The organism is bacterium (genome assembly GCA_026708015.1).
Classification (GTDB): Bacteria; Actinomycetota; Acidimicrobiia; order Acidimicrobiales; family Bin134; genus Poriferisocius.
Map to the genome: position 1 here is coordinate 1 of JAPOVT010000018.1, position 17,006 is coordinate 17,006.

The following is a 17,006-nucleotide window of genomic DNA, read 5'->3' on the forward strand; positions in this document are numbered from 1 at the left end:
GACCACATCAAATGAAAACCATCACGACCGGTTACACAAAAAAACTGACAGACCCTCCCCTGTCTCATACGGCCGCCTATGGAAGGGCGGGGAGTCAACGTTTTCGAAATCCACAGTATCGGGTGGTAGTCGCACACATGGCGGATTGTCCCCACCGACCGGCAAACCGGCTCTCTCGCGTTCATAGCATGCCAAGGATATAGAGGCGTAAACTCTATCTATCACAGAGCCGAGACCTTCTGCCGGCTTCCGACCTTCTATGTTCAGATCAGCCACCTCGACTATCTGTTCGCTTTCTATCAACGGAAACTCCCAACCTGGCCTTGAGATAGTATCGCCATTTGGCATATTGTGCTCGACCACGGGAGTAACTCCATCGATAGTCAAATAGGGGAACCCTAGGAGCGTGTACGCTCCGCGAGAGGCGTTCGCAAAGTCAATAGGTATCCCACACAACAAGAGACACTGGCCTAAAGGAATTCCAATTCTTGTGTGGCGTAGACTATAGACAGAGTGTGCCAACTCATGCAGTTCGGTACCGAACTCGTGAATGGTAGTCTTATGATTTGTAAACGGTATACGACCACAACCTATACAGCCTCCTTCGAGGTCCATAGTCATGAAGATAGTTTTTCCTCTGGCTATTCCCCCACCCCCCGAATAACTAGGTAAATAGGTGAGAATAGTCGTTTGAGGTGGCCTGTCGAAACTAATGCACTTGGCCCTTAACTCAGATAACGTTAAAGTTGTGGTGCGCTCAATATCCCCACGTTCCACCACACCGGCCTCAATGAAGTTAAGCCGAGAGAAACCCGAGGAGTGCCACGACCAGAAAGGACTTACAACCTTGTTGAGCTGAGCTACCATAGCTTCCAAAAGATCCTGGGATGTGTCAACACTGGGAATCAGCGCAACTTGATCGTCGAAATCGCCTTCGGAACCACACAGGACCACACTCACAGTCTGGACCGACGGTGTTGGGGCCGCAGTGGGCGTTGAAGACGGTGTGGGCGACGGGGAGGGTAAGTTTTTGGAACAACCGCCGGGAACCAGATGGGCGTCGATACTGTATTGGCATCGGTAGACGTTGAGCAGGGCCTCTTGGCTCTGAATCAGCCCGTCCCTTGCCACGAGGTCGCTGGCGACGGGGTTCGCCGGAGCCGCGCCGGCAGCGATGGTATCCGGGTTGGCGCATCCACCCGGCACAACATCTACGTCCACCCCGAACAAACACCGATAGGTGTTCAGCAAGTTCTCTTGGTCGGCGATGAGCCGGTCACGCTCGACGACTTGTTGCTGTGGTTGAGGTTGCGCACTGGCGCTCGCCACAGGCAAAAGCACGCATATCACCAACAGAATACCGAAATATGCCCTCATCATTAGCTAGTCTGTCTACCCCCCCCCCCCCCCCCAACTCCAAATCTCAGCGCTCTGCCAAATCCCTCTCCAAGTTGTCAGCAATCAAGATCCCGGTGAGTGATGAGGGGGCGGACGCCGAGTTCGGGGTCTTCGGTGAGGCGTTGGTTGATGTCCTTGGCCACGAACACCGAGCGGTGGCGACCCCCGGTGCAGCCGAAGGCGATGGTGAGGTACGACTTGCCCTCTCTAACATAGGCAGGTATCAGGAGCTTGAGCAGATCCTCGGTCTTCTGGAGAAAGGTCTCAGCCATGGGCTGGCCGTTGAGAAGAAAATCCTTCACAGCATCGTGCTGGCCGGTGAGCGGGCGGAGCTCTTCCACCCAGTAGGGATTGGGCAAGAAGCGGCAGTCCAACACCAGATCGGCATCAAGTGGGATGCCGTTCTTGAAGCCGAACGACATGATACGGGTGGTCACCGACTCCGGCCCCGCGTCCAACTCGAACACCTCGTCGATGAAGCGGTTGAGCTGGTAGATGCTGTATTCGGAGGTATCCACCACAACGTCGGCCTCGCTGCGGAGGTAGCCCAGTGCCTCCCGCTCGGCTTCGATGGCATCGGATACACCCATCGGCGAATCGCCGGCGAACGGGTGGCGGCGCTTTGTGCTCTCGAACCGCTTCACCAGTTCCGGGGTAGAAGCGTCGAGAAAGAGAATCCTCACCGAGCCTTCAGCACACGCTTTGAGTGCGGCCAGCGCCGGGGCCACCTCCTGGTGATACAAGTTCAGGCCCAGCACCAGGCCCACTCGGGAGATGCCGCTGTCGGGAGCGTCGGCGAACTCCCGCACCTTGGGCAGTAGAGCCGGGGGCAGATTGTCCACCACATACCAGCCCAAGTCCTCGAAGTGGTTGGCAGCCTGGGACCGACCTGCTCCCGACATCCCGGTGATCACCACGAACTCGGCCACGACTTTAGACTAACGGCCGGGATGAGATGGGGCGTGGAGCTTCTGGGCTCGCCCAGCGGCTATTGCGGCCCGTGGAGCTTCTCGTAGATCGAGTGGGCCACCGCACCGGGGAGCCAGCTTAGGGCCAGCAGGTCGTCCAGGGTTGCCCGCTCCACCGCTCGCACTCCGCCCATCTCTTTCACCAGCCGGGCTCGCCGAGTGGGGCCGAGGCCGGTGATGCCGTCCAGCGAGGATCGGGTCATCCGCTTGCCCCGTAGCTCGCGGTGGTAGTCGTTGGCGAACCTGTGGCTCTCGTCTCGGATGCGCTGGAGCAGGTACAGGCTCTCCGACGGTCTCGGGATCTCCACCGGGGCGGCCCGGCCCGGCACAAAAACCTGCTCGAACTCCTTGGCCAGCCCGGCGGGGAAAATCTCTCCGTCGAGGCCCAGCTGGGCTAGCACCCGCTCGGCCACGCCCAGTTGGCCCTTGCCCCCGTCCACCACCAGCAGCTGGGGCGGGTAGGCGAACTTCCCCTTCTCCTCCACCGGACGGTCCCGCTCGTCCAGGTAATTGGTCAGCCGCCGGGTGAGCACTTCTTCCATGGCGGCGTAGTCGTCGTTGCCGCCCACGGTGCGCACCTTGAACCGGCGGTATTCCGACTTGCGGGGCAGGCCGTCCTCCATCACCACCATCGAGCCCACATAGTCGGACCCTTGGAGGTGGCTCATGTCGTAGCACTCGATCCGCAGGGGGGCTTCGGGCAGACCCAGGCAGTTCTGGAGGTCGTTGAGGGCCCGGGCCCGGCTGTTGTGGTCGGTGCTGCGCTTGAGCCGGTGTCGGGCGAAGGCATCGGCCGCGTTGCGGGCCACTGTCTCTTGGAGCTTGCGTTTGGCCCCCCGCTGGGGCACTGAGATGGCCACCTTGGATCCCCGCTGGTGCCGCAGCCAGTCTTCGTACAGGCCCTGGTTGTCGGGCAGGTCGGGAACCAGCACTTGCTTGGGACTGCCCAGCGGGTTCTCCTCGAAATACAACCGCTCCAGCACCCGGCTCACTAGCTCGTCACGGCTCAGGTCGCCCGCTTTGTCCACGATGAAGCCCCGGCGACCCATCACCCGACCCTTGCGGACGTAAAACACCTGGCAGGCGGCTTCCAGCTCGTCGTCCACCAAGCCGACCACGTCGTAGTCCTCCGAACGGGCCCCCACCATCTGCTGTCCCTCGATGGCCTTGCGCACGCTGGCCAAGCGATCCCGGCAGCGAGCGGCCTGCTCGAACTCCAGGGCAGCAGAGGCCTGGGCCATATCGTCCTCCAGCCGCTTGACCACCTCGTCGGTGTCACCGCCGAGGAAGGCCAGCAGGTCATCCACCATCTCGTCGTAGCGCTCCCGCTCCACCTCGCCCACGCACGGTCCGGCGCACTTCTCAATGTGATACAGCAGACACGGCCGACCGAGGCGGGCGTGGTGGTTGAACTTGTTGTCGCTGCACGTGCGGATGGGAAAGGTGCGCAGCAGTTGGTCGAGGGTCTCCCGGATGGCGTAGGCGTGCCCGTAGGGCCCGAAATATCGGTTGCCCTTCTTCTTGCGGCCCCGGATGACCATGGCCCGGGGCCACTCGTCCACCATGGTCACGCACAGGAACGGGTAGCTCTTGTCGTCCCGGTAGCGGACGTTGAACCGGGGCTGGTGCTGCTGGATAAGGCTGTACTCCAGCATCAGCGCCTCCACCTCGGTATCCACCTGGATCCACTCCACCGATTCGGCCTCGGCCACCATCTGGGCGGTTCGGGGCGGCAGGTAGGCCGGATTCTGGAAATAGCTGCCCAACCGGGACCGCAGGCTCTTGGCCTTGCCCACGTAAATGAGCCGTCCATGGCGGTCTTTGAACTGGTACGAACCTGCGGCATCAGGGATGGTGCCGGAGGGCGGGCGGTTCAACATGCCCTGTCCATCCTACGAGCCGGGCGGTCATCGGATTGCCTTCCTTCAAGACACTCGATCCACCTCTTTTCATTGCCCGATTAAGGCGGATATGATTTCAATTCACGCTGGCCGGGTATCCGGCGACATATCGAACTCTGAGGCCGACATCCCCGTGGCGAGGCGACCCGGCTGTCCCCACCGGCTGCTAATCGGAGTTCCCGTACCTCCTGGAGGTTCCCAAAACATGTTGCGCGTTCAGCGTCCGCTCCCTGAGCGGTACACAACGGCATCGCCCCAGCAATTGGCGGGCTGGATCGGCGACGCGAAAAACGCCCTGGGCGACCGGCTGTTCATTCTCGGACACCACTACCAACGCGACGAGGTCATGGCGTGGGCCGATGTCCGAGGAGACTCTTTCCGCCTGTCGGTGCTGGCTCAGCAGCGCCCCGAGGCCGAATACATCGTTTTTTGCGGTGTGCATTTCATGGCCGAATCGGCCGACATCTTGACCGGCAACCACCAGCAGGTGGTGCTCCCCGACCTGAACGCCGGCTGCTCCATGGCCGACATGGCCGACATCGACCAAGTGGAAGATGCCTGGGACGAACTGGCCCGGGTGACCGACATCGACCGGGTGGTGCCCATCACCTATATGAACTCCGCCGCCAACCTGAAGGCATTCGTGGCCCGCCACGGCGGTGCAGTGTGTACGTCGTCCAACGCCCGTGCGGTTTTGACGTGGGCGCTGGAGCGGGGCGATCAGGTGCTCTTCTTCCCCGACCAGCACCTGGGACGCAACACCGGATTCGACATGGGCTTCGACGAGAGCCACATGGCGGTTTGGAACCCCCGTTTCGATTTGGGAGGGCTGACCGAGGCCGAGTGCAAGGAGTCGGTGCTGCTCCTGTGGAAGGGGCACTGCTCGGTACACCAGCGGTTCCAGCCCGACCATGTGGCCGCGTTCCGGGCCGAGCACCCTGAGGGGATCGTGGTGGTCCACCCCGAGTGCAGCCGAGAGGTATGCGCTCTGGCCGACCAGGTGGGCTCCACCGACTACATCATCAAAGCGGTGGCCGCCGCCCCGACTGGCTCGGTCATCGGTGTGGGCACCGAAATCCACCTGGTGAACCGGCTGAATGACGAGACCCCCGACAAGACAGTGGTGTCGCTGGATCCTCTGATCTGCCCATGCTCCACCATGTTCCGCATCGACGCCGCCCACTTGGCCTGGACGCTGGAGGGCTTGGCGGAGGGCAAAGTCCGCAATCGCATCACCGTCGAGCCCGACATTGCGGCCGACGCCCGCGTCGCCCTCGACCGGATGCTGAGCATTACCTAGGTTTCTCGGTCCACGCTGAGCTCGGCATATCGCTCCACCGCGTGGTGGTAGTGCTGCAAACTTGGCTCGTTGCGCCCGAACAGCACTTCTGAAGTGGCTCCGCTCTTGAGGGCGTTCTGGATCTGGAAGCCCACCCAGTAGTCCTCGTCGCGCACCGCCTGAAGCACCAAGGCGCTGAACTGCTCGGCCACTTTCTGCTCTTCTTCAGTGGTCGGCTCATGGCGGCACAGCACGGTCTGGATGGTGAGGCTGGTGTCGACGGTCGGACCGGGGAACAGCTGGCTCACCAGGCAGTAGTCGCCCAGGATCCCCGAGATCGAGACGTTGGGAAATATGGAATGGATCAAGCGGATGTGCTTGTCGAGGTCCCACTCCTCTTCGGGCTGGTCGACCAGCTTGGGCAGCGACTTTCGGCCGAACACGATGCGCTGGTGCGGCCCCCAGGTGTCGTGGGCCATGAGGTTGCCGATTGTGTTCAGCCCCACGGTCTTGGGATGGAGCCGCTCCTGGTGGTACCCCTCCAGATATCCGTCCCATGCCACCTTCCAGCCCGGCCCGTCGAGGGTGCGCTGCTCGAAGATGTGCCACTGGTCGAGATCGAGGGCGGCGACGTAGGGAGCGAAGTCGCCCAGAAAGGTATCGATGTCGAAGCTGACGCCGGGGGTGAGGCAGGCGAACACGAAGCCGGCCTTCTCGGCACAGGCCAGCGGCGTGAGCGCGAGGTGGTCGCGGTCGACGTCGCCGAAGGTGTGGGCGCCGAACATGCCCACCAGGTCACCTGCGGTGTCGTAGGACCAGGCGTGGTAAGGACAGGTCAGCCGCTGAGCCGAACCTGAACCTGGCTCGCACAGCGGCGAACCCCGGTGGCGGCAGACGTTGAGAAAGGCCCGGGCCGCACCGTCGGCGCCCCGGGTGAGCAGCACCGGGACGCCCATTACGTCCATGGCCTTGTAAGTGTCCGGGGCGGGAAGCTCGGAGCCAATTGCCAGCGCTAGCGGCAGGTGCTTGAAGATCCGCTCGACCTCGTACTCGAATCGGGGCTGGTCAAGGTAGGCGTCGACCGACTGGCGCATCACTTCGGGGGCCAGATCGGTGGTGTTGTCCTGCCACAGATCGAAGACCCGTCGGGTCAAGTCCCGGATCGCATCGTCGGTGTAGGGCATCGGTCAACTCTAACTAGTGGGCAAATCTGATTAGGAACCAGCCGGCTGCGGCCGGCCTTCATGGCCTTCGGGCCAGGTACTCCTCCCGCAAGGGCTTCTTGTAGAGCTTGCCGGTGGGCAGGCGGGGAAAGTCGGCCCGGAAGTCGACCACCCTTGGCACCTTGTAGCCAGCCAGACGCTTACGGGCATAGGTCCGCAGCTCCTCGGCCAGGCCGTCGGTTCCCTCAACGCCGTCTTCGAGTTGCACCACGGCGTGGACGTACTCCCCCATCTCCTCGTCGGGCAGCCCGAACACGGCCACATCGGCCACCTTTGGGTGCAAGGCGAAACAGGCCTCGATCTCCTGGGGGTAGATGTTGACCCCGCCGCTGATGATCATGAACGTGGCCCGATCGGTGAGGTAGAGGTAGCCCTCCTCGTCCACGTATCCGATGTCGCCCACCGTGGTCCAGCTCTTGTTCTCAGGGTGGCGGGAGTCCTTGGTCTTCTCCGTATCGCCGTGATACTCGAAAGGAGGGGTCTCTTGATCGAAATAAACGAGGCCCGGCTCCCCAATTGGAAGCTCTTGGCCGTCGTCATCGCAGATATGGAGGGTTCCCACCATGGCCTTGCCCACCGACCCCTTGTGCGCCAGCCAGTCCTCGGGGCCGATAAAGCACAGCCCGCTGCCCTCAGTGGCGGCGTAGTACTCCTGGATGATCGGCCCCCACCACTCGATCATCTGCTCCTTGACCGCCACCGGACAGGGCGCGGCAGCGTGGACCGCCATCTTCAATGACGACAGGTCATATCGGCAGCGGACCTCCTCGGGCAGCTTGAGCATGCGGATAAACATGGTGGGCACGAGCTGCGAGTCGGTCACCGAATACTGCTCCACGTAAGCCAAGAAGTTTTCAGGGTCGAATCGGTCCATGATCACCAACGTGCCCCCCAACTCGTGCAGGCCGGCGCTCCACATCAAGGGGGCAGAGTGATAGAGGGGCGCCGGGGACAGATAGACGGAGTCCTCGCTCATTCCGAGGAGGTGGCGCTCAAGCATGCTTATGCCCGAGAGGCTGTCATCGTGCACTTCGACGCCGGGCAGAGGCCTCAGGATCCCCTTGGGCTTACCGGTGGTACCCGAGGAGTACAGCATCACCCCCCCTTTGGGCAGGCGGGGCAGAGGCTCGTTCGGCATGACGGCAACGGCGTCCTCGTACGACTCGAAGCCGTCGACCGCGCCGTCGATCATCAGCCGGTGCGGACAGCCGGGGATGAGGTCGAGCATCTTGGTGGCAGTCGTGGCCATCGCCTTGGTGGTGATCAGCACAGTTGAGCCGCTGTCATTCACCAGGTAGGCCGCTTCCTCGGGCGACAGGTACCGGTTGATGGCAGTGAAGTAGAGCCCCGAGGTCATCGCCGCCCAATATGCCTCGTAGTAGCGGGGATGGTTCTCGGCCAGTGTTGAGATGTGGTCGCCCTCCCGCAGCCCTCGGTCGTGCAGCACCCGAGCCAACCGGTTGACCGCCTCATCCAGCTCCCGGTAGGTGGTGACCTCCCCGGTGCTGGCCATGATCTGCGCCGCCTTGTCCGGCGTGTTGCGGGCGTGTTCCCCCGGATACATGCGCTGAAAAAGTAGCCCTTTTCGCCCCCGAAACTAGGTCAAGTACCAATCCGGCAGGGTCCCAGTGATGTGGCGCGGCTCGGGCTTGGGGTCCACAGTTATTCGTAGCCGATGACGGCGAGGTGGCTGGCCGGGGTATAGGGCAACCTCAACTTCTTCATCGCATATAACTCGCCGTTCTTCGCTTCTTCTACTCATCTCCCTGGCCCTCCTCCAACGACCTCAAGTCCGTGGTCACAACAACAGATGTCCACTGAGCGAGATTAGCATCGAGCACTCTTACGCCCGGGCGTTCAGAACTGTCAGTTCTCCGGATTGATCAGCCCAAGAGATGATGGACCTATCGGTTGTAGCCAGGCCGCAACCCTGGTTGACAGCAGTGGCCACGATGAGTTGGTCGAAGGGGTCGCCTTGGAATCCCCGCCTCTTCAACCAAGGAGCTGCTGCCACGATTTCCACGGATAGCGGCATCAGTCTGATACCGCCGTCCAAACAGCGCCGACACCAGTCCAGCACAGGCACGGTCAACTCGATCACTCCCCTCTCCACCAGACGAGAGACCTCGTTGAACGAGGCCGGCGATACTGCTAGCAATTGCGAGTCGAACAGCTCAGCCAGCACTTCCCTTGCTGCAACCCCCAAGAGAGGGTCATCAGTTCGAAGTCGGATCAACACATCGGTGTCGAGCAGGGTCAGTGCCAATCTGTCTCCCCATCGAGCACTCGTTTGGGATCAACCACCGAGTGGAACTCCTCTGCCGGAGTAATGGAGTCCGGTATTTCTCCGATGATCCGCAGAATGTCCTTGTCGCACCCGATGATGCCGCCGGAGTGCTCGATCTCCCGCACAACCCGGGCGTATGGCTGTCCCCTGTTGGTTACGACCACTTCGCAACCCGTTTCACGCACATCACGCATAAGAGTGAAAAAGTTGTCTCGAAACTGTCGCGTCGTGACCTTCTGGAAGCTTGGATTGGCCGGGTTGGCTGCCATGTCCAACACGATAACATCTTGTGGCCCCAAAAATAGGGCCACATCTAGCTGGCAGGCGAAAGAGCCGACGACGTCCCCACCCAGATGCGCTGCAAGCTGATCCTGCGCAGATCACAGCTCGTTGCAGCCCCGGAAGCCGGGGTCTGGGCCGGAGCGGCGGGGCGGGGCGAAGAAGTCGTTCTCGTCATCGTCGAGCCGATTGCACTTGCGCAGCATCGCTCTCCGCTCGGCCTCCAAGAACAGATAACGGGCCACGTCTTCCGGCGTGTCGTCGCTGGTGAACAGGTCGGCCGCTACCGGATCCCGCATGAGCTCACGGCGAATGTCGTCCTTGGTGACCACCGTCCCGTCAGGGCCAACGGCCCGCACTTTCTTCAGCTTCCGCCGGTACCACTTGTTTCTCAGAATGGGGAAGCACAACCCCAGGTTGAGCATCATCAGCCCAAAACAACCGATCGTCACCCCCGTCAGGAATGGACCCATCATGAGTCTTCCTCGTTATCTGAATTGCCTGGGCACCCTGATCACCGGGTGCAATAGTGTCTTTCCATGTATTATCATATAGTTCTATGCTAATCAATATCAGAAGGCGCACCGATCCACCAGTGGGCCCCACGTCCTTCCCGTGTCTTTCGCCTGAATGGAAAATGGTGGGCGACGCGTCCCACCATTATGTACGATTCGTACATGAAGGAATTGCCAGTGAGCGAGGCTCGAAACCGATTGGCCGGGGTGATCGAGGAGGCTCAGCGATCGGGCGAACCCATTTCTGTTACCCGCCGGGGCCGACGAGTAGCTGTGATCATGGACCCAGATGCATTCGACAGACTTGTCGACATCGCAGAGGACGTCGATGATCGCCGTGAACTCGCTGAGGTGCTAGCAGAAGATGACTTCGTGCCTTGGGAAGAGGTCAAGGCTGCACTAGGACTCGAGTGAGCCGACATACCGTCGAGATCTCCCGCCGGGCCATTAAGTCAATAGCTGCTCTACCCCGCAAAGAAGAGCAGCGGATTCGAGCCGCAATAGAACTGCTGGCCGACGAGCCCCGTCCCCCTAGCTGCGTCGCGCTCACAGGCGAGCAGTCCGTGTACCGAGTCCGTGTCGGCAACTACCAAATCGTGTACAAGGTCATTGATACCCGTCTGATGATTCTGGTCATCCGTGTCGGCCACCGCTGCGACGTCTATCGACCCCGCTGAGTCAGGTCACCGCCAAACCCTCAACAGACTCCACATCTGCCACCGCCGACTGCACTGCCTCCCCAAGGGAGCCAGCCTCGCGATCAAAGTCCAAGAACTGGACCCCCTCGGACGACCTGACCAACGCATCATCACAGCCCGCGTCGTACAGTGCGTCAACAGCCTCGCCTGTCTGAAGATCGCGGCCCTGCACGGTCAGCGTGAACGTGAACCCCTGCATCTCGGCCGTCCTCCCTAGCCCAACAACTTCGACCTGCTGGAACCATATAACGCGTGGTCTGAGGGTCAGCGGTTTGGTGCTGCGGGCCGGAAAGGATCATGTCTGTGACTGATCAGAATGTGCCGGCTGCGCCGGCGGAGGAGGCCGCCGGTGGGGAGTCGGAGCAGGGTGTGGACATCGCAGTCGTGCAGGAGTCGGCGGCGAATCGTTTCGCCGGCACCGGCCTCGAACAGCACGTTGTCGGGGACTACTACCGCGGCCGTGCCGCCGATCTTGAGCAGGCTAACGACGTGCTGGACGAAGTTAAGCTGCTTGTTCTTGGTCGTAGCCCAGAAGTCCTCTCGCTCGTAGCTGTCAGATGACGACCGGCCGAAGGGCGGATTGGTGAGCACCATGTCGAAGCGCTCGCCGGGATCGTCGCGCAGAGCGTCGTCCACGTTGATGGGCGAGTCGGACTCCGGGCTCTCGATGCCGTGGAGCAGCAGGTTCATGGCACAGAGCCGAGCGGGCAGGTCGGCAATCTCCCAGCCGGTGAATGCGCCGGATCGCAGGTGGGCGGCCTGGTCTGGAGTCAGGTGCGGGAAGCGTTCGACGATGGACTGGTAGGCCCCAAGGAAGAACCCACCAGTGCCGCAGGCCGGGTCGCAAATGCGGTCGCCGGACACCGGAAGCATCACGTCGACGATGGCAGAGATTAGGGCTCTAGGAGTGAAATACTGCCCCGCTCCTTTCGCGCCTTCTTGGGCTGTCTTTTCAATCAGCCCCTCGTACGCGTCGCCCTTGAGGTCGGCGTCGTAGCTCATCCACTCGTGCTGATCGATGAATTCCTTGATGAGCTGTTCCAACTTGGCCGGGTTCTGAATCCGATTCCGGGCCTTGCGGAACACCACACCGAGCATGTCGTCGTATGAACCCAGCTCAGTAAGGGTCTTGTTGTATTGGGCTTCAAGCTGCTCTCCCGATCGGTTCAACAGCGTTTGCCAATCGAGGCCGATGGGCACCACCCGCTCCCCCAGCAATTCCTCCTGTTCATCCGCCATCTTCAGAAACAGCAGGTAAGTGAGCTGCTCCAGGTAGTCGCCGTACGACAGGCCGTCGTCCCGGAGCACATCGCAGAAGTCCCACAGCTTCTGCACCATGGCCTTGGGGTCGGAAGTCATCAGCCCCTCACCGTGTCAGAGCCCAGCAACCGTTTCCAACCGGCAGTGGCGGGCAATGACGTCGAAGTCGCGGTCGGCGTGCAAGAGTGCAATGCCGGCGCGAATGGCAACGGCGGCGATAAGGCAGTCGATGAGCGACCGGGGAGTCTCGCCACCGCGGCGGCACGAGCGGTAGATCAATGCGGCTGTGTCATAGTCATCCGGGATGGTCGGGACAACTGCGGCACGGGCCAACAGGCGATGCAGGTCCCGAAAATGCCTATCGCTGCGCGCTCCCGCGAGCACTTCCAAGCGAACCGCGTCGCAGATGGCAATGTCGCCGTCCAAAGCCTTGTCAAGCAAATTGCAAGCAGGACTTCCGGTGTCGCGGACAAACTCCACCCATGCCGACGTGTCGGCAAAAATCACGGATACCGCGTCGTCCGCATTTCGTCGAGGTTGCCCTCCCAGCCCGACCCTCTCATCGCCCGAGCTTCCTCAAGGCTCATCGGCTCTATGGCCGCCATGCGCAGCGCGAGATTCACCGCCTCGCGTTTGGTCCGCAGCCCGTATTGTCGCATCACCAACTCGCAGACCTCGTCATCAATGTCGATGTTGGTACGTGCCATACACCAATAATACACCAACCAGCATCTGCACACGCCCCAGATAATTCGCGCCTGCGCTAAACCAGGGGTGGGGGTTGGAGGGGCAAGCTCCCAAGGCGCGTGGCCTAGGAGCTCATGCCGGGCCTGCGGGCCTACTCAGATGCCTGAACTCTGTCGGTTTGACGGACCCTGTTTTTTGGTCCACTGGACCAACCTCAAGGGGTCACGCCAAGAGATCTCGTGACCTTCGCACACGTTGCTTTCCAGTCAGGCAGCCCCGTCAGATCGGCCCGCCCCTGGTCACCACACTCTCTGGTCGAAAATACTGCGAAGATCGAGTGGCGACCCGCCTAGCGGCGGTGCAAGGCGATAGCCGCCCAGTTTGATACCCATTTCGGCAAACACTTCGTCAATCTGACGGCTGCGCTCAAGGGTGGACAGATCAATGTGTGGATTCTGTTCAATGATCTCGTTCAACTGGTCTTGTTCCATTTTCTAAATCGCTCCTTAAAAGAAATTGAGGGAGTGGACAAAGGAGTGACTCCCATTGCTTGTCATATAGCTGCACATGAACCAGAAGTAGTCCCAGACCGCTTTCTTGAGATTTGGGTCATCATCAAGATCTTCAATCCGCAACTTGAGTTCTCTCAGTACCTCTATATCGATTCCCCGTGCGTGTGTACGCCAACGAGTGTGATCGCTGAGAGCGCTTGCTATTTCACTGGCGCGATCTTCCTTCATCGCTTGGGTAACTGGAGTGCTACCACCCTCTGTCACAGTCCAGTCTTTGAACTTATGGGTAGCAAGCCAGCGTTGAAGCAATTCGACTGACAAGTTTCGTGCAAGCTCATACCGATGCAGCGCCGCTAGGTCGAGCTTCCCAAGCAATACAAGTTCTGCGGAAGACAAGCCACCTTGTTGGCTTTTCTCAATGAGCCTCTCATACTGTTCAAGATAGGAGAGAGCAGGAACCCAGTGGCCCTCTACAAAAAGTTGCGGGTCGATAGGTCCAAGGCAAGAGTGGTAGTCCATCCATATTTCGTCACCAGACATCGCCAACACGGTTCCCGCTGACATTGCTCTGTTGGGAATGATGAATTTGACACCCTCATAGTGCTTCCTGAGCACGCGGACGATCCTTTCAACGACCTCAACAGCACCGCCAGTAGTGTCTAGGACAACAAAGAGGTTTGCTCTGCGGCTTTCCCTGCCCTCAATGGCGATCTTGATGCTGTGCTCTACGCCATCCTGCATGGGCGAGATGATCGTCAAGCCGTCTGCATCCATCATTGCCTCGATGTCCGCAAGGCGGGCATTGGCCCATTCGCGTGCGCTGTCCCCGACATTTGGGGGTGCCAGAGAATCTGTCACGGCGGATATTCCTCCTCAACCCCCAGTATAGGAGGGGTTGGCGAAATCGAAGCACCTCATGGCCGTCATCGCCATCATGTGCCAGCCAGTCATGGACATGGTCCTTTCTGGCCCCACAGCGCACGGCAGCGGATCCTCAGACCACTCCCGACATACAAAGCCCCAAGTGCCATTGTTGGTGTTGCCGAGGCCCTTGGCAGGGGGACTGCGGTCTCAGACAGGCCTCGTCGGCAACCCCTCACTAGCTAGCGCGTGCCATTGCTTGGTCTGTCAAGACTCTGGGGAGCACGAGCAGATCCATCTCTCCGGGTTTGGCGGCTCGGTCGCCGTATAGCGATGTCTGGGTGGGTCGTCGGAAAGGGGCCGGGCTCACGTCTTGCCCGCGCCGGTAGACATCTGGATCAATGCCCTGGGGCGGTTGTCCTTGAACGACGCCTCCAGGTTGCGGATGGCCTCTGCTTGCGCCAGCCACAGCCCGGGTGGCTCGTCGCCCAGGTCGGGCAACTCACCGAACCCGTTGCGGAGGGTCGCGCAGCCGTTGAACTCCTTGCATCTGTCCCGCCAGCGAGCCAGCGCCTCAGGGCGGTGGAAGGCGAACACCCGCCGAGAGGTGGATTTTGGATCGAGCCCGCTGGTGAAACGTGTCTCAGTGCCGGTGGATTCGTAGCCAAAGGGCAGCGCTTCATCCACCAAGAATGCAGGTAGTTGGCCGGGGTAGGCGGCCTGGTACTTGCGAGTCTGGGGCTCCACTCCGGTAAGGGTGGTGCCTTCCTTCTTGGCCTCAATCACCCCCACCGCTTGAGAGTCGACATACAGCACATAGTCGGCTGGGCCAGCTTCGGTGGGAACCTCTCGCACCGCCACACCCCTGGCGGCTGCCACCGCCGCGTGCTGGTAGTCCTGCACTACCCAGCCGCACTCCACCAACTGCTCGTCGATCGCCATCCGAGCACGAGCCTCGGGGGTGAGGTAGTCAGAAGAAGAGGTCATCCGCCGCGAGCGCTATCAACTCGAAGGTCTGGGCACTGACTGTCGTGCCAATCCGTAGTCATGCTGACGGGCAAGTGTAGATGGTTCGGGACAAGCTGTCACAGGTGGTGGATATTGTCCCCGACATGGCAGATATGACTGTGAGCAGGGAATTTGCGAGCGACTAAAATGGCACAACGCCTATAGCCGATTGGGGAAATTGCGTGGGCACTATCAGGACGCAAACTTGGGATGCAGTAGATCACCTGAACTCTGAAGAAGACATCATTGCCTACCTGGATGCCGTCCTTGCTGAGAATGATCCTGAGCTAACGGCTGCCGCGCTTAGCGATATCGCTCGCGTTTTGGGCAAGCCGTCGATGGCCGAAGAGTTGGGACTCGCGGCTCATGGAGCTCCCATCAACAGCAACCCTGATCTTGGATCCGTGCTCATGGTCCTAGAACGTCTGGGGCTCCGCCTCCATGTCTCTCCCGCCTCCAGTAGCTGAGAGCCAGGTACCGGCATGCTGACGGCGGGGATTGATCATGTGGCCACAATCACGAAAGACTCGAACTAGGCAGTTCGCCTTCGTCTGATCGCCACTAGGGCGCCGGCAACTACGGCTGCTGCCGCCACTCCCACGCCGACGAAGATTCCGGTGTTGCTTCCTCCGCCGCCATTGCCGCCAGAAGCGGCTGCGGCGGCGATGGTTTCGGTGGGTGCGGGAGTGGGCGCGGGGGTTGCAGCCCTGGTTGGTGCAGGCGTGGGTGCCGGGGTTGGCGCAGGCGTCGCGGCGGCTGTGGGCGCCGGAGTTGGGGCCGGCGTCGGGGCGGCCGTGGGGGTGGTGACCACCGTTGGTGTCGCCGTCGGGGTTGGCTCGGGCTCGGGCACGATACCGCGGAAGGGTCCAGTCACCTCATAGGTGATGCCGGTGTGGTTCCCCTTGATCACCGATTCCGGCATCACATCCTCGGCATTGTTGGGGGCCGGACCGCGCTGGCTGGAGAAATACAGGCGGTCGCGCCGGGGATTGAACACCGGTCCGGTGATCTCCGACCCATCCTGGTCTACGACGCGCAGAAACGGAGCGACCTCGCCCTCGGGGGTGATGATGACGATCTCCATGTTGCCGCCGTCTTCGGCCACGTACACGTCGCCGCTGCCGCCGTCCACGGTGAGGTTGTCCACTCCCGACAGAATTGCGGTGCCGTCGGCCACCATGTCCGGATCAGCCTCATAGATCCGGCTGTAGGTCTGCTCTGCGGTATTGATGGCATGGATGATGTTGTCGAACTTGGTCGACCAGAACACCACGTCGTCGTGGTACCAAATGCCTTCCCCGCCCAAGAACGCTGTCGCCTCATCGGTCAGCTGATGGCGGGTAAGTGTCTCGCTCGCCGACGGGTCGGGTATTTCGATCCAGGTAACGGAACCGTCCTCCTCGACGCGGGCAGCTTCGAGCAATCCCTCGCTCAAATCGGGGTAGTTGGACGGCGTGAACCGGTAGAACAGCCCGTCGTACTGGTCCTCGGTCATGTACACCTGCTGGCGGTCGTGGTCGACCGCGGCCGCCTCGTGGGTGAAGATCCCCATGGCCGGGCGGGACATCGACGGTGTGGCCCCCGTCGGGTCGCATTCCCAGATCACGCCGTAGCCGCTGAAGTCCTCCTCGCCTGACAAGAAGGTGCCCCATGGGGTAGGACCGCCGCCGCAATTGGCGTTGCTTTCTCCCAGCAGCCGGTAGGCGTCGAGGATTTCTCCGTCGGGGCCGTAGTGAATGGCGGAGACACCGGCAAAACCCGAAAGGAACACCTCACTGTTGACCGTGTGGTACCAGCCACCCTCGCCGTCGTCGAACACAGCCGCTCCGTCGGGATAGACAAGCCACCGATAGTCGGATTTGCCCACTGGCTCGCCGGCCATCGCCACAATCCGAGAAGTAAAGCCCGGGGGCAGAAGGATGCCGTTCTCATCAGGCTCAATGCCGTCGAGGCTGCCGTAAGGGCCGGGGCCGGGCTGGGCACCGACTGCGCTGCCGACCAGTGGAACAGTGACGGCGCCGCCAGTAGCAACAACGGCGGCCCGCAAGAAGTCTCGTCTATCCATGGGCGGAGCCTAATGAGTCAGCCAGGAATCTGCCTGTGTGCTTGTCGGTACCCGAAGCCGCAGCG

General features: G+C 61.2%; 16 protein-coding genes and 2 pseudogenes. 3 read left to right on the forward strand and 15 right to left on the reverse strand.

Annotation, left to right across the window (positions count from 1 at the left end):
• Positions 1-1,454: 1,454 nt before the first annotated feature.
• Both rapZ and uvrC read right to left on the reverse strand, forming a co-directional pair.
• Positions 1,455-2,327 carry an RNase adapter RapZ gene (gene rapZ, locus OXG30_03570; protein MCY4133978.1) on the reverse strand — a complete coding sequence of 291 codons (873 nt, stop codon included), beginning with the start codon at positions 2,325-2,327 and terminating at the stop codon, positions 1,455-1,457.
• Between the two features lie 59 nt (positions 2,328-2,386).
• Entirely contained in the window at positions 2,387-4,246 is a 1,860-nt protein-coding gene (gene uvrC, locus OXG30_03575; GenBank protein MCY4133979.1) for an excinuclease ABC subunit UvrC, read from the reverse strand.
• A gap of 226 nt (positions 4,247-4,472) precedes the next feature.
• Between uvrC and nadA the strand changes: the two genes are divergently transcribed.
• A complete protein-coding gene (gene nadA, locus OXG30_03580) occupies positions 4,473-5,567 on the forward strand; it encodes a quinolinate synthase NadA (protein MCY4133980.1) in 1,095 nt (364 codons plus the stop codon).
• Here nadA and OXG30_03585 read toward each other — a convergent pair.
• The 5 genes from OXG30_03585 to OXG30_03605 form a co-directional block, all read right to left on the reverse strand.
• Complete coding sequence (locus tag OXG30_03585) at positions 5,564-6,730, reverse strand: aromatic ring-hydroxylating dioxygenase subunit alpha (protein MCY4133981.1); 1,167 nt, start codon at positions 6,728-6,730, stop codon at positions 5,564-5,566. The genes nadA and OXG30_03585 overlap by 4 nt on opposite strands.
• A gap of 58 nt (positions 6,731-6,788) precedes the next feature.
• Positions 6,789-8,333 carry an acyl-CoA synthetase gene (locus OXG30_03590; protein MCY4133982.1) on the reverse strand — a complete coding sequence of 515 codons (1,545 nt, stop codon included), beginning with the start codon at positions 8,331-8,333 and terminating at the stop codon, positions 6,789-6,791.
• 279 nt (positions 8,334-8,612) lie between these two features.
• The gene (locus tag OXG30_03595; protein ID MCY4133983.1) at positions 8,613-9,035 is read right to left on the reverse strand and encodes a type II toxin-antitoxin system VapC family toxin; all 423 of its coding nucleotides are present in this window, start codon (positions 9,033-9,035) and stop codon (positions 8,613-8,615) included.
• Complete coding sequence (locus OXG30_03600; GenBank protein ID MCY4133984.1) at positions 9,026-9,325, reverse strand: type II toxin-antitoxin system prevent-host-death family antitoxin; 300 nt, start codon at positions 9,323-9,325, stop codon at positions 9,026-9,028. Before OXG30_03600 ends, OXG30_03595 begins: the two co-directional genes overlap by 10 nt.
• Positions 9,326-9,436: 111 nt before the next feature.
• The gene (locus tag OXG30_03605; protein ID MCY4133985.1) at positions 9,437-9,811 is read right to left on the reverse strand and encodes a hypothetical protein; all 375 of its coding nucleotides are present in this window, start codon (positions 9,809-9,811) and stop codon (positions 9,437-9,439) included.
• Between the two features lie 201 nt (positions 9,812-10,012).
• On the opposite strand from OXG30_03605, the gene OXG30_03610 reads away from it, so the two are divergent.
• Positions 10,013-10,264, forward strand: coding sequence for a type II toxin-antitoxin system Phd/YefM family antitoxin (locus OXG30_03610; GenBank protein MCY4133986.1), 252 nt, complete (start codon positions 10,013-10,015; stop codon positions 10,262-10,264).
• The gene (locus tag OXG30_03615; protein MCY4133987.1) at positions 10,261-10,527 is read left to right on the forward strand and encodes a type II toxin-antitoxin system RelE/ParE family toxin; all 267 of its coding nucleotides are present in this window, start codon (positions 10,261-10,263) and stop codon (positions 10,525-10,527) included. Before OXG30_03610 ends, OXG30_03615 begins: the two co-directional genes overlap by 4 nt.
• A gap of 1 nt (position 10,528) precedes the next feature.
• On the opposite strand, the gene OXG30_03620 is transcribed toward OXG30_03615, so the two are convergent.
• The 8 genes and pseudogenes from OXG30_03620 to OXG30_03655 all read right to left on the reverse strand — a co-directional run bounded on the left by OXG30_03620 (position 10,529) and on the right by OXG30_03655 (position 16,941).
• Positions 10,529-10,747 carry a hypothetical protein gene (locus OXG30_03620; protein MCY4133988.1) on the reverse strand — a complete coding sequence of 73 codons (219 nt, stop codon included), beginning with the start codon at positions 10,745-10,747 and terminating at the stop codon, positions 10,529-10,531.
• Between the two features lie 146 nt (positions 10,748-10,893).
• Positions 10,894-11,907 (reverse strand): annotated as a pseudogene (locus tag OXG30_03625) (class I SAM-dependent DNA methyltransferase).
• A gap of 15 nt (positions 11,908-11,922) precedes the next feature.
• Positions 11,923-12,315, reverse strand: coding sequence for a PIN domain nuclease (locus OXG30_03630; GenBank protein ID MCY4133989.1), 393 nt, complete (start codon positions 12,313-12,315; stop codon positions 11,923-11,925).
• A complete protein-coding gene (locus OXG30_03635) occupies positions 12,312-12,515 on the reverse strand; it encodes a type II toxin-antitoxin system VapB family antitoxin (protein ID MCY4133990.1) in 204 nt (67 codons plus the stop codon). Before OXG30_03635 ends, OXG30_03630 begins: the two co-directional genes overlap by 4 nt.
• A gap of 279 nt (positions 12,516-12,794) precedes the next feature.
• Positions 12,795-12,986 carry a hypothetical protein gene (locus OXG30_03640; GenBank protein MCY4133991.1) on the reverse strand — a complete coding sequence of 64 codons (192 nt, stop codon included), beginning with the start codon at positions 12,984-12,986 and terminating at the stop codon, positions 12,795-12,797.
• Between the two features lie 15 nt (positions 12,987-13,001).
• Positions 13,002-13,865 carry a serine dehydrogenasease gene (locus OXG30_03645; protein MCY4133992.1) on the reverse strand — a complete coding sequence of 288 codons (864 nt, stop codon included), beginning with the start codon at positions 13,863-13,865 and terminating at the stop codon, positions 13,002-13,004.
• Between the two features lie 369 nt (positions 13,866-14,234).
• Positions 14,235-14,855, reverse strand: coding sequence for a type I restriction endonuclease (locus OXG30_03650; GenBank protein MCY4133993.1), 621 nt, complete (start codon positions 14,853-14,855; stop codon positions 14,235-14,237).
• 952 nt (positions 14,856-15,807) lie between these two features.
• Positions 15,808-16,941, reverse strand: a pseudogene (locus tag OXG30_03655) (DUF839 domain-containing protein).
• Positions 16,942-17,006: the final 65 nt, after the last annotated feature.

What these genes read in the sequence shown, in the direction of transcription:
- OXG30_03585 (MCY4133981.1), bottom strand. Translation starts at nt 6,730, where the DNA reads ATGCCCTACACCGACGATGCGATCCGGGACTTGACCCGACGGGTCTTC.
- OXG30_03590 (MCY4133982.1), bottom strand. Translation starts at nt 8,333, where the DNA reads ATGTATCCGGGGGAACACGCCCGCAACACGCCGGACAAGGCGGCGCAG.
- OXG30_03600 (MCY4133984.1), bottom strand. Translation starts at nt 9,325, where the DNA reads ATGGCAGCCAACCCGGCCAATCCAAGCTTCCAGAAGGTCACGACGCGA.
- uvrC (MCY4133979.1), bottom strand. Translation starts at nt 4,246, where the DNA reads ATGTTGAACCGCCCGCCCTCCGGCACCATCCCTGATGCCGCAGGTTCG.
- OXG30_03605 (MCY4133985.1), bottom strand. Translation starts at nt 9,811, where the DNA reads ATGATGGGTCCATTCCTGACGGGGGTGACGATCGGTTGTTTTGGGCTG.
- nadA (MCY4133980.1), top strand. Translation starts at nt 4,473, where the DNA reads ATGTTGCGCGTTCAGCGTCCGCTCCCTGAGCGGTACACAACGGCATCG.
- OXG30_03610 (MCY4133986.1), top strand. Translation starts at nt 10,013, where the DNA reads ATGAAGGAATTGCCAGTGAGCGAGGCTCGAAACCGATTGGCCGGGGTG.
- OXG30_03635 (MCY4133990.1), bottom strand. Translation starts at nt 12,515, where the DNA reads ATGGCACGTACCAACATCGACATTGATGACGAGGTCTGCGAGTTGGTG.
- OXG30_03640 (MCY4133991.1), bottom strand. Translation starts at nt 12,986, where the DNA reads ATGGAACAAGACCAGTTGAACGAGATCATTGAACAGAATCCACACATT.
- OXG30_03650 (MCY4133993.1), bottom strand. Translation starts at nt 14,855, where the DNA reads ATGACCTCTTCTTCTGACTACCTCACCCCCGAGGCTCGTGCTCGGATG.
- OXG30_03620 (MCY4133988.1), bottom strand. Translation starts at nt 10,747, where the DNA reads ATGCAGGGGTTCACGTTCACGCTGACCGTGCAGGGCCGCGATCTTCAG.